The 13,917-nt window shown below is 61.7% G+C and carries 10 protein-coding genes; 8 read left to right on the top strand and 2 right to left on the bottom strand.

Features of this window, described 5'->3' with window-relative positions; translation table 11 throughout:
* The first annotated feature begins 2 nt into the window (after positions 1-2).
* The 6 genes from HOV77_RS09725 to HOV77_RS09700 all read left to right on the top strand — a co-directional run bounded on the left by HOV77_RS09725 (position 3) and on the right by HOV77_RS09700 (position 8,562).
* A complete protein-coding gene (locus HOV77_RS09725) occupies positions 3-3,212 on the top strand; it encodes a helicase-related protein (protein ID WP_290860463.1) in 3,210 nt (1,069 codons plus the stop codon).
* The gene (locus HOV77_RS09720; protein WP_363259940.1) at positions 3,160-5,037 is read left to right on the top strand and encodes a DUF1998 domain-containing protein; all 1,878 of its coding nucleotides are present in this window, start codon (positions 3,160-3,162) and stop codon (positions 5,035-5,037) included. The genes HOV77_RS09725 and HOV77_RS09720 overlap by 53 nt, the downstream gene beginning before the upstream one ends.
* A gap of 104 nt (positions 5,038-5,141) precedes the next feature.
* Positions 5,142-5,624 carry a very short patch repair endonuclease gene (locus HOV77_RS09715; protein WP_363259938.1) on the top strand — a complete coding sequence of 161 codons (483 nt, stop codon included), beginning with the start codon at positions 5,142-5,144 and terminating at the stop codon, positions 5,622-5,624.
* A 10-nt stretch (positions 5,625-5,634) separates the two neighbouring features.
* Positions 5,635-6,753, top strand: a complete 1,119-nt coding sequence (locus HOV77_RS09710) for a DNA cytosine methyltransferase (protein ID WP_290860460.1) — start codon at positions 5,635-5,637, stop codon at positions 6,751-6,753.
* 132 nt (positions 6,754-6,885) lie between these two features.
* A complete protein-coding gene (locus tag HOV77_RS09705) occupies positions 6,886-7,701 on the top strand; it encodes a hypothetical protein (protein WP_290860459.1) in 816 nt (271 codons plus the stop codon).
* Between the two features lie 378 nt (positions 7,702-8,079).
* The gene (locus tag HOV77_RS09700; RefSeq protein ID WP_290860458.1) at positions 8,080-8,562 is read left to right on the top strand and encodes an SRPBCC family protein; all 483 of its coding nucleotides are present in this window, start codon (positions 8,080-8,082) and stop codon (positions 8,560-8,562) included.
* A 376-nt stretch (positions 8,563-8,938) separates the two neighbouring features.
* Here the strand turns inward: HOV77_RS09700 and HOV77_RS09695 are convergent, their stop codons facing one another.
* On the bottom strand, positions 8,939-10,489 hold the full coding sequence (locus HOV77_RS09695; RefSeq protein ID WP_290860455.1) for a sodium:proton antiporter: 1,551 nt from the start codon (positions 10,487-10,489) through the stop codon (positions 8,939-8,941).
* A 58-nt stretch (positions 10,490-10,547) separates the two neighbouring features.
* Positions 10,548-11,072 (bottom strand): hypothetical protein, encoded by a 525-nt coding sequence (locus HOV77_RS09690; protein ID WP_290860453.1) that lies wholly within the window; start codon positions 11,070-11,072, stop codon positions 10,548-10,550.
* Positions 11,073-11,210: 138 nt separating this feature from the next.
* Between HOV77_RS09690 and HOV77_RS09685 the strand changes: the two genes are divergently transcribed.
* Together HOV77_RS09685 and HOV77_RS09680 are read left to right on the top strand one after the other, a co-directional pair.
* Entirely contained in the window at positions 11,211-12,788 is a 1,578-nt protein-coding gene (locus tag HOV77_RS09685; RefSeq protein WP_290860451.1) for a hypothetical protein, read from the top strand.
* A 38-nt stretch (positions 12,789-12,826) separates the two neighbouring features.
* Positions 12,827-13,894 carry a S8 family serine peptidase gene (locus tag HOV77_RS09680; RefSeq protein WP_290860449.1) on the top strand — a complete coding sequence of 356 codons (1,068 nt, stop codon included), beginning with the start codon at positions 12,827-12,829 and terminating at the stop codon, positions 13,892-13,894.
* The last annotated feature ends 23 nt before the right edge of the window (positions 13,895-13,917 follow it).

Below are 13,917 nucleotides of genomic sequence, written 5' to 3'. Positions count from 1 at the left end.
TCGTGAGACAGCCCTTTGATGCGCACTACGAACTTCGCGACGGGTTGTACGCTGCCCTTCGATCCGACCTCGTTGGGCCGCTCGGAGGTCCTGATGAGGTGCTCGTGACGGACGCTCCGGTGACTGCCTACCCAGTCGGCGTCCTGTTTCCCCAGACACACTTGCCCTGGAGCTCGGAGGATGCCGAAGGTGCTCCCGATCTCGTCAGGGGCGATCCCGACGAGGAGCCGGCGGACGCTGGCGTGGTGCTGGCGAACCGGCGCAAGCCGTCTTCGATCGGACTCACCTTTAGTGTCGACACGTCGGTGACCCGCGTGCTTTACGTGAAGGTGCGCGCTGCGGCGTATGTGCCGCAGGACCAACAAGGTGTTGCGATCGAAGCTCATCGCAGCGACGCGCGTAGCACTGAACAGCAGCGCGAGCAATGGCGTCGGAAGCCGATCGAATGCGGACCCGTACGCGTTGAACTAGACGGCGACGTGGGTCAGCGCTTCCAGGTTTGGGAAGGACTGGAGCTCCGAACGCTCATCCGCACTGCGGATCCAAGCGGGGTTCTCACCGCCACGGTCACCCTGATCAACACGTTCCAGACTCAGGAGTTCGATCTACAGGACGCGTTCTGCTTTTTTCAGTGCGAGCTCGTGATCTACGGTGACGAGGGCACCCGGCCATTCGTGGAGCGAATGCGCGGTGCAGGATCGATCGACGACGAGACTGCGCTGAGCATGTTGTTGTATCGTCACGCACCGCGCTTCGGGACGGGGCACGGGTGTTCGGTCGCCTACGACTGGTCGCCACCACCGATCCAGGCTTCGCTGGCCACTCGGGCCGCGGTGGCCTCGATTCGTACCGAGTTCGTTCCGACATATGAGGTACTGCTGACGGACTCCAACGCAGCGATCGACGGGCCGGCCCTGGACATGTCCTGGCTGGGCAAATCAGAACGCGGCCAGGTCGTCCAGGCGTTCAACAGCTTCCTGAGCGGATACGAAGACTGGATCAGGGCACGTGAGAAGGAGATCGAAGAACCTGTCGAAGAGCAGTTCGTTCGCATCGCTCGTGTACAGATCGAGCTGTGCCTTGAAGCACTGAACCGTATGCGACGCGGGGTCGCGATCCTGGCTGATCCAGATCGTTCCGCAGTATTCGAGGCCTTCCAATTGGCCAATCAGGCCATGGCAATTCAGCACGCCCGGGCGAAGTGGATCGAGGGCAAGAGGGAGGGAAAACCTGATCCCGACCAAGTACGCTGGCGTCCGTTTCAGATCGGATTCTTCTTGCAGTGTCTGGAAGGCCTCGTCGACGACGGACATTCGGACCGTGGCGTCGCCGATCTTCTGTGGTTCCCGACGGGCGGTGGCAAAACAGAGGCATACCTCGGCCTGATCGCCTTCACGATCTTCTACCGCCGTCTCCGGGATGGACTCGATGGCCAGGGTGTGACTGTCCTCATGCGCTACACCCTGCGGTTGCTCACACTCCAGCAGTTCGAGCGCGCCTCGATCTTGATTTGCGCGATGGAATCGATGCGCAGAGAGCTCATGACGCAGCTGGGACCGACGCCAGTCTCGATCGGCATGTGGGTAGGACGATCCTCGACGCCCAACACACTCGAGCGCGCTGAGGAACAGCTCCAGCTGCGTCGGCGGTCACGGACGAGCCTGCCGAACAGCAGCGAGAACCCAATGCAGTTGGAAAAATGCTCATGGTGTGGTGAAGACCTTACCGTGGATGACTATCAGATCCAGCGGCAGGCGAAGCGCATGATCATCCGATGCCCGAACCTGGACTGCATGTTCAGCCAGGGCTCCGGACTCCCGGTTCATCTGATCGATGAAGCGGTGTACGACGCCCATCCGTCGGTCGTAGTAGCGACAGTGGACAAGTTCGCACTTATGCCGTGGCGAGCGGAGACATCGCGGCTGTTCAACATGGACTTCGACGAGGACGTCAAGCCTCCGGAACTCATCGTCCAGGACGAACTACACCTGATCTCCGGGCCATTGGGTACCCTAACTGGTCTATATGAGACAGCGATCGACGAACTCGCAGAGCGTCCGAAAATTGTCGCATCTACGGCAACCATTCGTCGTGCAGCAGATCAGATCGGCGCGCTTTTCGATCGCAGGGTTCGGCAGTTTCCTCCCGCTGGCCTCGACGCCAGGGACTCATGGTTCGCTGTCGAAGCGCCAGCCGTGGTGAAGGCCTCACGTCGTTACGTAGGGTTGCTCGCGCCTGCCACAAGTCAGGCGACACTCATGGTGAGGACCTACGCTGCGCTCCTGCACGCCGTGGATCGGTCCCACGCGGATGAGTCTGTCAAGGATGCGTATTGGACGCTAGTGGGCTACTTCAATAGCCTCCGCCTGCTGTCCGCCGCCGATCTCCAGGTCCGCGACGACGTCCAGGGGAGACTTGAGTTGCTGGCGGGCCGCGATGGTCAGCCGAAGCGCAGAGCCGACGCCGTGATCGAATTGAGTAGCCGAGCCGACTCGATGGCGATCCCAAGCTACCTCAAACAGCTGAAGTACCGACTGGGTCATGACGACGCACTGGATATCCTTCTTGCGACAAACATGATGTCGGTCGGTGTCGACATCAATCGGCTCGGGCTTATGGCGGTGATGGGCCAACCGCAGACCACCGCCGAATATATCCAGGCAACGAGCCGAGTCGGCCGGCAGCACCCAGGGCTCATTGCAGTCATGCTCAACTCTGCACGCTCCCGCGATCGCTCACACTATGAGGAGTTTCCTGGATTCCACTCGGCCCTCTACCGCTCTGTCGAGTCGACGAGCGTTACACCGTTCTCCGCACGGGCACGCGACCGCGGGCTCCATGCGGTGATCGTCGCACTGACTCGACTGATGATTCCTCGAGCTGCGGACAACGCAGCTGCAGGATCTGTCGATGACTTTGTGGACGAGATCAACTCCACGATTCGCCAGCTCATATTGAGCCGCGTCGAGGCGACATCTCCGGCTGAGGCAACCTCGACAGCCGAACAATTCGATGACTTCGTGGACTGGTGGCAATTCGCAGCTGAGACTCCCGGCCTTGTATACGAGGCAACTCCAGGGAGCAGACGATCGCTTCTAGGCACGTACAACGAACCCGACAACCCCTCTCGCGGCTGGCCAACCTTGTGGAGCCTGCGCGATGTCGATGCCGAATCGCCTCTTTTTCTCGACAACACACGCGGGGAGCGCTGAAATGACTTCTCCTGCCGGTCCTCGCCGACGCCGAGCCTCCGGAGCGCCTCTGCAGATCGGGCCTCGAAATGTGGGGGCGGTTCGGCGCTCACAGCTGATCACAACGTATGGCGTCGGATCTATGATCGCGATCGACAACGAATCGTTCATCGTCACAGGCATCGATTCATGGAACATCGCCGACGCGCAGGTTATTCGCGAACATCGACTGGCGGCGGCACTTGACGTCAATTCCTTCCGGTTGCCGCCTACGCCCGAGTCGACACCGGGGGCCGACGGGGTCCGCGTGCGGCGATTCCCCGATTACTACTCCTGCCCGAAATGCCGGACACTGCAGCCATTCCGCAGGTTCAACTCCTCCCGAGGGGGAGCGCAATGTGGTGAGTGCGAAGTGGATCTTGTCACATCACGTTTCGTCCTCGCTTGCGATCATGGCCATCTTGACGACTTTCCTTACTGGAAATGGGTACATCGCGGCAATCAACACGCCGGAGGGCATTGCGGAGGAAAGCTCTCGCTTCACTCCGATGGGAGTACTGCTTCACTACGCTCGATAGTCGTCAGATGCAGCTGCGGCGTTCCCGAAGTCTCGATGGAGGGCGCGTTTCGCGCTCAGGTGTTGCGCGACCTGAGGATCCAATGTGAAGGCCGGAGTCCTTGGCTGAATGGTGCAACCCAGGTTATATGCAGTCGGCTCCCTCGAGTAATGCAGCGCGGATCGTCATCGGTCTGGCACCCCGTTGTTCACAGCGCCCTGACAATCCCGCCCTGGAGCGAGGGCATCAACCGGCTGATTGAGGACAACCACCTTGGGGAGGCGTCGGAGGAGAACATCCGCTGGTTCTTCCAGCATTGGCCAGCGAAGCTCCGTGGGACAACAATAGAAAAAGTCTTATCTGTTGTCCGTCATCTTCAGGAGTCAGCCGCTGCCATACCAGCTTCAGCCTTGGCACCTCCCTTCGCCGAGATCCGGCGTCAGGAATACAGGAGTCTTACGGAAGGCAATCCTGAGGATCCACAATTGATGGATCAAACATTCGTATGCGAGCCCGCCGGTAGCGACAATGCAGTGCTGAGGACGCAAGGGGTCGTGAGCGTAATGCTGGTCAAGCGTCTGCGAGAAGTCCGCGCGCTTGCCGCGTTCGTTCGCGGAGCAACGCCTCTTGAAGAGGATCATGGACAGCGTCAAGCTCCACTCAAAGTCGACGACTCGATCGACTGGCTCCCGGCCGTAGAGGTAAGTGGAGAAGGAGTATTCCTTCGTCTCGATACTGACCTGCTACGTCTCTGGTGTTCTCAGTCTGCCGTTCTGCAACGCAGCAGTCAGATTCGTGATAACCATCTCCGGTTGCTGCGCGAGCGTACGACAGGTCAGGATGACCGGCTGGTCCAATCTCCTGTGACGCCGAGATTTCTTCTGCTGCACACGCTCGCACACATTCTGATAAATGAGTGGAGCCTCGACGGCGGTTACCCTGCCTCGGCTTTGCGTGAGCGCCTGTACGTCGACAACGAGATGGCCGGATTGTTGATCTACACGGCGACGAGCGACTCCGCCGGCAGCCTCGGCGGCCTCGTCGCTCAGGGAGAACCTGAACGCCTCGCCCAGTCGCTGCGGTCAGCGCTCGAACGAGCCGAGTGGTGCTCCAACGATCCGCTGTGCATGGAGGCCCGTTCGAGCGGTACGGACAATCTCAACCTCGCCGCCTGTCATGCCTGCGTCCTACTCCCGGAGACGAGCTGCGAGCGCAACAACACGTTGCTCGATCGAGCGATGGTCGTCGGCGATCTTGGCTTCTTCAGCGGTAGCTTCGCTGACGAGTAAGAGCTATCGAGCGGAGACGACGAGGCTCCACCCGGTGACACTGCGGCAGAGCTAGGCCCCCGACGGGAGTATGATTCGCAAATCGGACCGAAGGGACCGCATCGATGACTCGAAGCCGCGCCGCGACCTCGGAGCGCTTGCCGACTACCGATGCAATCCGATCAAGGATGAGCCGCCAGCGTTCGCGGAACACCGAAATTGAGGTCGCGCTGCGTCGCGAGCTTCACCGGATCGGGATGAGATTTCGCGTACATCGGCGCCCCTTGCCCGAGCTCCGCAGAGAAGCCGACATCGTTTTCTCGAAGGCCAGGGTGGCTGTTTTCGTCGATGGGTGCTTCTGGCACGGTTGCCCTCGGCACGCCACCTGGCCGAAGAACAACGACCAGTTCTGGCAGGCGAAGATAGAGCGAAATCAGTCAAGAGATGTCGATACGGATCGGCGCCTTGAGGCGGCCGGATGGGTGTCGATCAGAGTTTGGGAGCATGAGGATCCCATGGTAGCCGCACCTGGCATCGCAGAGATCGTACAAGTGTGCCGGCGAAATTGGGCGCTCGGAGTACATCGCCCGGGCGTGGATCTGGCCTAATCTGTTCCGTATGCCGAAGCCCATCTCCATGATCGACTTGTTTGCCGGGTGTGGGGGGATGACATCTGGGTTTGTCGCGGCTGGCGAGTATGAGCCGATCTTGGCGGTGGAGTGGGATTTCGCCGCAGCAAGCACCTATGCGGCGAACTTCGGCGAAGATCACATGCGTTGGGGCGATATCGCAGAGATCCCCGACGGAGATGTTCCCGACGCGGAGATCATCATCGGAGGCCCTCCCTGCCAGGGCTTCTCCGGCCTCGGAAGCCGCGATGTGAACGATCCACGAAACAAACTGTGGAAGGAGTACATCCGGTTCGTCCGACACGCGCGGCCGAAGGTCTTCGTCATCGAGAACGTCGACCGCTTCCGCTCTTCTGCGGAGTTCGAACTCCTCCTCGCCGAGTCATCTCCAGGCGGCCTACTCGAGGAGTATGAACTCACGCACGAGCTCCTTCTTGCCGCCGACTATGGCGCGCCGCAGCGACGCACCCGCACGATCGTGATCGGATCGCGGATCGGGAAGATCGACCTGCCAGGGCCTAGTCACTCGCGCGGGGATACCCTCGACAGCGTGTATCTGCAGCCGTGGGCGACGGTGCGAGATGCGATCGAGGGCCTGCCTACCGTGCCGCAGACGACCGAGCTTCCCGACTCGGAGGTCGAGTTCTTCGGCCGTCGCGTTCCTGGACAGTTCAAGGGCCTCGATCTTCATATCGGACGCAACCCGACCCCCCGATCGTTGGAACGATACGATCACATTCCTCCGGGCGGCGGCCGCTTCAATCTTCCCGATCACCTCCTCTCTGATTGCTGGCGACGCAAGAAGACCGGGACAACGGACGTCATGGGACGCATGCGCTGGGACGCGCCGTCGCTCACGATCCGAACCGAGTTCTACAAGCCGGAGAAGGGTCAGTACCTGCATCCGCAGTGGATCGGGCGCGAGAACCCGGCAAACGTGAACCGTCCGATCACGTTGCTCGAGGCAGCGAAGCTGCAGACTTTTCCGGATGATTTCCTCTGGTGTGGGACCAAGATCCAGATTGCGAAGCAGATTGGCAACGCGGTCCCCTCGGCGTTGGCGCGCGCGATCGCCAATCACCTAAAGCCCTACCTGCGTAAGAGTTGATCGTTTCGCGATGAGTCGACACGGACCCCAACGAACGAATAAGTCGAGCGGCGAGGCTCGACAGCATTTGGCATAGTCGGAGATAGATCACCTCCGCTTGGAGTACTCCTACCCCCTCAGGAGCTCTCTCCCATGCCGACTGGCGCCGCCCCGACGCCGGTTACGACAGCCGATGATGTCGTCGACCTCTTCTGTCGTGCACCACGTGCCCGGCGGGTCCTTGGACGATGGCAGGCCGATCCGCGCTATCGACAGGTCGTTCCGGTAGTCGAAGGGCACATTACTCGAAAGATCTACGAAGTTGTTCCCGAGGAGGTCGAGCGTGCCTGTCGCTCGACCGACCACGCACTCGGCGAGGTCAAGCGCCGCATTGCGGAATCAGTCTCTGGCGTCGTCAATTGGAACCCAGAGTTCGCGTTTACTCACGTGCTGCATCACATGATGGAGGCCACCGAAGAAATTCCACGCTGGCAGGATTTCCGTGAGTATGCACGCCATGATCCGGATGGATTTGCGATGCTCGGCAGCCCTGTCGCAGCTCTGAAGGCAGGCCTTGAGCGGTCCGGACATCCAAGATCGGATATCGAGCAGGCGATCCGTTGGCGAATCGGGAACGCATACTACTCATTTCTGCGCGAGCTGTGGACTGTGACCAATCTCCGTAGCCAGGGTCTCGACATCAGACTTCATCCGCTTGCCGACGCTTTGTTCAGGGTGGATGCTTGGTGCGGGAACACGGCCCTTGTGGTCTATGTCGGAAATGACAAATTCCGCGACGGCCCTACCGGTCGAAAGGCACATGCGGAGTCGCTTCTTGCCGGCGCATCGCCGACGTTCGTTGTTCAGCACATCCGATTGGGGCAGGCTCCTCTATTTGGAAGCGTGCATCTTCCCACCCCAGAAGCGATCGCTGCGGCCGCTGAACAGATCAGCTCCTCGAATGTGTAGCCGTGAATAGCGCCGTTCAACAAGTTGAAGGCCACGCCCGACCAGGTCCGCTGGCCAGGTGGCCGAACGACGATGATCCGGTCCTGCTGGGCTTCTTCCTCACACGTAAGGATGCCTGGATCGCGCTCGCCGACCTCATGGAGCCAGACCGTCGACGGTGGCCAAAACCTGTCTTCTCGGTAGTTCCTGTGTACTCAGCCGATCCAGGAAACTTCTGGCGAGTAATCGGGAAGCCCGCGGCCAAGATCTGTCGCATGACTGGCTGCACTTCTTTCGTGGGCCCCGAGGGCTTCGAAGGGTATTGCGAAGACTGCGCTGACGATGTCTTCGGCCACCCGCCGGTCGCCGAGGCGATAACTCACAGGTGAAGATAGGCAGGTGCCGGTCGTCGTAGCCTCCCTCATCATCCCCGTCCCACCAGACGTCGCGTACGCGGTCTCCCAGACAACGGGCCAGATCCGCTACCGCTGGGACCCGTTCGTACGCGAACAGCACTTCCTCAACGGCGCGACCAAGCCGGCCAAGGGCGTCCAGACGTTCACTCGGTCACGACACGGCTTCACGATGATCAGCGAATATGTCTCGTACAACCCGCCGAGCAACGTCGGCATGAAGATGGTCAAGGGGCCGTGGTTCTTCGAGATGATGGGCGGCGGCTGGCGCTTCGCCCCGGCCGAGGAACCCGGCCACGCGATCGCGACTTGGCGATACAACTTCCGGTGCCGCCCGAAGCTGATCCGGCCGCTCGCCGAATGGATCGGCCAGCGGCTGCTTCAGCGGGACATCGATCGGCGGATCGCGGGGTTCAGGAAGGGCTGTGGGGACCCCGTGGTGCTGGCGGCTGTTCGATCAATGCTCTGAGCAGCGCTCGGACAAAAGGCGAGCCCACGGTTGAGTGCCCGTGGTCTGCGATTTTCGCCTGCGTTTCTAGATCAAATACCGCTCGTATGCGCGAATACCCCTGTTCGCGCAGATGGCGGGAACTTGATCATCGGAATCGGCTGCCGGACGCATACCAGGGGTACCTGATCACGCGAAGCCTCCCAGCGCGAGAGGCAGGCGCGCGAAGGCGAGCCGGAACAAAGGGCTCTCCCGGTTCTGGCAGACCAGGACCGGGAGAGCTGGGTGCGTACTTCCCAATTTGTGGAATTGGACGGAAGGCCGCACGCCACTACTTTGACACACTAGTGGCCGTCTTGTGAGCCACCCGTCCGTGTACTTGCTAGCAAGTACTGGTTTAGGTAGTGGCGATCTGACGGTCGATGATGCGCAAGATCCGGTCATCCGCGGCCGGGTCGATTCCCTCGTCCGCTCGGAGTCGCAGCGCCTCGGCCTGGGCGGCGGCGTGGAGTTCGAGGTTCACCGCGCGCATGTGCCGAAACTGAGCGCGTTCCTCCACAAGACTCTCGGTCTCAGGGTTTGGACTGACCATGGCCACGATGCGCCGTACGCGTTGCCGCCACCGCTCGGCGCCCTCGTCATCGAGATCCCCGTCAGCATGCAGCTCGGTGATGCGTTCGTTCATCGCGCCGACGACGCGTACGGCGATTTCCCGAGTCGCCCTCTCCGGATCGGCGGTCGCGACGCCAACCCGCTTGACCAGCCACGGAAGCGTAATGCCGGGCAAAATCAGGGTCACCATGACGACGACGAACGCGATCAGAATGAGCGTTCCGCGTTCCGGCGTTGCGGCAGGTAGCGACAGTGCGGCGGCGATCGTCACCACTCCGCGCATGCCGGCCCAGCCGAGGATGACCGCTTCCCGCCAATCGCCGGGCACCGTACTACGCAGGAAACGGTGGGCGAACAGGCCGGACGCGACCAGCCACACCATGCGTACCAAAATGAGAACGGCCGCGACGCCGAGGCCGATCAGAATCTGCCGCCAGATGTCGGAGCCGGCGTCCTCGATGATCGGCCGTAGCTCGAGTCCGATCAGGATGAAGGCGATGGACGTGAGCAGCAGGTCGAGCGTGGCCCAGAACGCCGATCCCACGAGCCGGGACTCCGCGTCCTGAACGTGGTAGAAAGCTCCGCCCAAAACTAGACCCATCGCGAGCACCGCGAGAACCCCGGATCCGCCGATCTCCTCGCCCGCGGCATAGGCGGCGAACGGAAGCACGACCGTGAATGCGCCAGCCAGCACCGGATCGGTCAGCCAGTCCAGAATCTTGCCTGCGACCAGCGCCAACAGCAGCCCCATCCCGATGCCCAGCACCGACGCCGCGAGAAACTCGCGCCCCGCGCTCCCCAGCGAAATCGTCCCGCCCACGGCCGCCGCGGCCAGCGCCGTATTGAAAAGCGTCAGCGCAGTCGCGTCATTGCCCAGGCCCTCGCCCTCAATCACCGCGACCATCCGGTGCGGCAACCCCAGCTGCCCCGCCACACTGGTCGCGGCCACCGGGTCAGGCGGCGCGCAAGCCGCGCCCAGCGCAAACGCGATCGCCCACGGCACCTGCGGCAACAGGCTCGACAACACTGCAGCCACCGCGAACGCGCTCACCGCGACCAGCGCCACCGCCAGCGTCAAGATCGGCCGCAGGTTCGCGCGAATATGAGCCCAACTTGTACGCGTAGAGGCGGCCCACAGCAGCGGAGGTAACAGGAAGGGGAGCACGAAGTTCGGATTGATCTCGATTTCCGGTACGCCGGGGATGAGCGCCGCAGTAACCCCGACCAGGGTCAGCAGCACGGGATACGGCAAACCGAGCTTCGACGCGAGCGGCAGCGCCACGACCAGCGCGCCGACCGCGAGGATGAGCAGCTCGATACGATCCACGCCGATCATCCTCGCGCCCGAATACGCAACCAGACGGCTGCCGGGCGGCGTGTCGATCGGGAAGTCGTCAGCCCTCGCCGCGCCTCATAAGGTTGAGTAGCGCCCCCACCAATGCGACAAGTGCCCCCACCAACATCAGTACGCCGCCCCACCCGAACTCGCCGACGGTAGTCGCGCCGACCTGAAGCCGGGCACCCATGAACTCCGCCGAGGACGTCGTCTCCGAGCTCTTTTCCGTCAGCGCATATCCGATGAGGACGCTAACCGCGTACGCCGCCACGACGAGTTGAAGCTGACTAGTGCGGAACGTCAGCAGGCTCCGGTCACCATTGAGCGCCCGCGACAGACCAAGCGCCAGCAACAGCAGGCCGCCAACGACGACGAACCAGGTCAGCGGAGCCAGGAACCCGATCCACTCCCACGCCGAATAATCCAGAGCCGTGCTGTTCCGAGTGGCCGGCTGATAACTCACAAAGGGGCCGAACGAGAAGCCCAGAATCATGACGCCACCGAGCATCACCAACGCGTCAGAGATCGGAATACGCATATCCGCAGGCGGCGCGGTCGGCTGCTGGATCGAGGGCTCCGTCATGCGCGCCACTATCCCGGCGGGTGCCCGTTCTGTCCAGCGCGGCCTGTGTGACCAGCTGAGTACTCGTAGTTATCCACAGGGCCTTTCATCGATGCCGTATGCGGTTTACGCTGCCTCCTGCGGCGATGGGGGAAATCGATGACGGTGCGTGGAATCGCAATCAACCTGCAAGCGGTGACCGACTTGTTCACCAAGCTCAGCTCCGATGTAGACGTCGGCCTAGTGCCCGACGGCGAACGGGCTGCGCTCGGCGTCGGTTGCGGCGCCCGGTTCGGAACCGGGTTCGCCGCCCTCGACGTCCAAGGACACGTGAAAGCCAGCAATGTCGCCTTCACCGGTGCGGTCTCGCGCTACGTAGGCAACCTGCATGTGCATGTCGCCAACGCACGTGCCCTTCTGGCATCCGTTGAGCAGGTGCTCAAGAACTACCGTTCGGTGGATGGAGTCGCCGCGGCACTGGCGACTTCGACGATGACCCGCTCGGGCGAATACTCCGACGAGTCCACGTCATCATCGGTGACCGCCTTGGCGGACGGTGCGACCTCCAACCTCGCACCGCCACCACTTCCATCAGCGACAGTGTTGGAGTCGACCGAAATCGCTTGGGGAAGGGCGTTCGACGTACAGCGGATGAAGGACATCCTCTTTCGGGACGACCTCAACGAAGCCTGGAACCAGGTGTCAGCGCTACGTTTGCTTGGTCACGCGCTGGAGAACCACTATCGTCGCATCCTTGAGCTGCGTCCGAAGCTAGCCGCCATCTGGCCGGCCAGTGCCTCGATCACCGCGGCAGAGGCTCAGACCAAGCTTGACGATCATGCCAAATCAGTGTGGCAGGACGCACTCTGTGCTCAGACCACGGCCAAGACCTTGGACGGCATAGTCTCGGCGATAGCCACCGCGCGCACGAAGATTGCACCGATCCATGACCGATGGCAGACCGTGACCGTCGACTTCGTGCCGAACGACTGGAACCCGGCAGCGGTGGCGCTCAACAAGCAGGGTCGGCAGGTGATGAAGGAGTTGGACTCGACAGTCGCCGACCTGCGTACGCAAATCTACTGGCCTGCGGCGGCGAATCACAACATCCAGGATCCCGGTACGACAAGAGTGATTTCCGACGAGACCAATTCGGGCACGCCAACGTCGCCGCGAAGCGGTAAAACTCATGCGGCAACGTCGGCACTCCCAAGCTCGAAGCCGGTTCCGCCGCTTCCAGGCTTTAGCCCTTCGGAAGGACCGGCCCTCGCGGGCGGCACGGGGTCAGTGGGGGTCACCCCCATAACGCCCCCTTCTACTCTGCCTGTACCGCCAGGCATTGTTGCAACGACTCCCTACGGCGGCGCCTGGATCCTTCCAAGTCCTGCTACATCCTCCACCGGTCGGTTGTTGCCTTTCGGAGGGCAGCCGTCGGGTTCGGTTGGAGGACTCGGCGCTCAAGGCCGCTCTCTCGGCTCAGGTGCAACCGGCAGTCCGGGAATGATGGGTTACCCAATGGGAAGTCCGGGTGCGGCGGGCGCAGGCTCTGGTATCGCAAGCCGACAGCGTATGGCTACCGAGCAGTGGCAGGTCGATGAAGGCGTGCCACCGGTCATCGGTGAGATGGGCCCGTTCTTTGTCGAGGAAGCGGAGATCGAGGAAGAGGACCATCTACGACAGGACTTCGAAGATTGGTACAACCGATACATGCTTCCATGGAACGAAGGGTTGTCATGAGGCGCTCCAGCCTTTGCCGCAGTTCCTGCGCAACTGCTATGGCTCTGCTCCTCGGCGTCCTCCTGCAAGCCGCCCCGGCGAGCGCAGATGATCTCAAGAACGGCCAGTGGTATGCGAATTTCCTGAGGCTCGCCGCTGCTCATAAGGTCAGTACCGGCCTTGGTGTCACCGTGGCTCTAATTGATAGTGGTGTCGACAGTACGCATCCCGACTTGAAGGGAGGCATTCTCGCCGGGGCCGACTTTAGCGCTGGCGGACAAGTAAGCATCGGTGATGGACGTACCGACGCCAGCGGCCACGGCACACAAATGGCTGGGCTCATTGTCGGGTCAGGGAAGGTTGCGGGTGTTGCGCCAGCCTCAAAGATTGTCCCTATCAACAGCTCGTTCACATCGATCGGCGGTACGTCCTCGACCGTCGCGGAGGGTATTCGGTGGGCGGTCGAGCATGGCGTCCAGGTAATTTCCATATCGTCGGCCGGTCCGGATGATCCGCTCCTACGGCAGGCGATAGAAGTCGCACTAGCTAGCGATATCGTTGTTATCGCTGGTGCTGGAAACGTTGCACAAGACGCGGCCGTCGGATATCCCGCCGCATATCCAGGCGTCATTGCTGCTTGCGGGGTGGATAGACTAGGCAAGCACTCATCGGTCTCGGTCACCGGCGCGGAAGTTGTCCTTTGTGCTCCGAGTGATGGCATTTCGAGCACATTCCCCGGCGGAAAGTATGCACTCGGGTCAGGGACATCCGAGTCAACTGCGATCATCGCGGGTGCCGTCGCCCTTGTACGCGCCAAGTTTCCAGAGTTGTCAGGGCAGGAAGTTGTTCACCGGCTCACGGCCACTGCAGATGACAAGGGTGTTATAGGTCGCGATGAGGTCTACGGCTTTGGGGTCATAAACGTCGTCGACGCGCTGACCGAGAACATTCCGACCAACTCGCCGTCTGCCGGTCCCACGGTCAAGGCAACGGCTACAGCTCCAAGTGGTGCCCTGATCGGCGGGCTAAAGCCTTGGCATGTAGCGCTTGGAGGGCTTCTGTGCCTTCTCGTGCTGGTCGCTGTCGCTGGCACTGCGGGTGTCCTCGTCCTGCGGCGGCGTCGTTGAGCCATCGGCGACTGCCATGCGGC

Origin of the sequence: Hamadaea sp. (assembly GCF_013362815.1) — a bacterium.
GTDB lineage: Bacteria > Actinomycetota > Actinomycetes > Mycobacteriales > Micromonosporaceae > Hamadaea.
The sequence above is the reverse complement of the archived record's forward strand: the minus strand, read 5'-3'. Positions and strand labels throughout refer to the sequence as shown.

Bases quoted from the DNA above. Each gene is read 5' to 3' on its own strand.
- HOV77_RS09720 (WP_363259940.1), top strand. From the start codon at position 3,160: ATGTCGATGCCGAATCGCCTCTTTTTCTCGACAACACACGCGGGGAGC.
- HOV77_RS09715 (WP_363259938.1), top strand. From the start codon at position 5,142: ATGACTCGAAGCCGCGCCGCGACCTCGGAGCGCTTGCCGACTACCGAT.
- HOV77_RS09710 (WP_290860460.1), top strand. From the start codon at position 5,635: ATGCCGAAGCCCATCTCCATGATCGACTTGTTTGCCGGGTGTGGGGGG.
- HOV77_RS09705 (WP_290860459.1), top strand. From the start codon at position 6,886: ATGCCGACTGGCGCCGCCCCGACGCCGGTTACGACAGCCGATGATGTC.
- HOV77_RS09695 (WP_290860455.1), bottom strand. From the start codon at position 10,489: ATGATCGGCGTGGATCGTATCGAGCTGCTCATCCTCGCGGTCGGCGCG.
- HOV77_RS09690 (WP_290860453.1), bottom strand. From the start codon at position 11,072: ATGACGGAGCCCTCGATCCAGCAGCCGACCGCGCCGCCTGCGGATATG.
- HOV77_RS09685 (WP_290860451.1), top strand. From the start codon at position 11,211: ATGACGGTGCGTGGAATCGCAATCAACCTGCAAGCGGTGACCGACTTG.
- HOV77_RS09680 (WP_290860449.1), top strand. From the start codon at position 12,827: ATGGCTCTGCTCCTCGGCGTCCTCCTGCAAGCCGCCCCGGCGAGCGCA.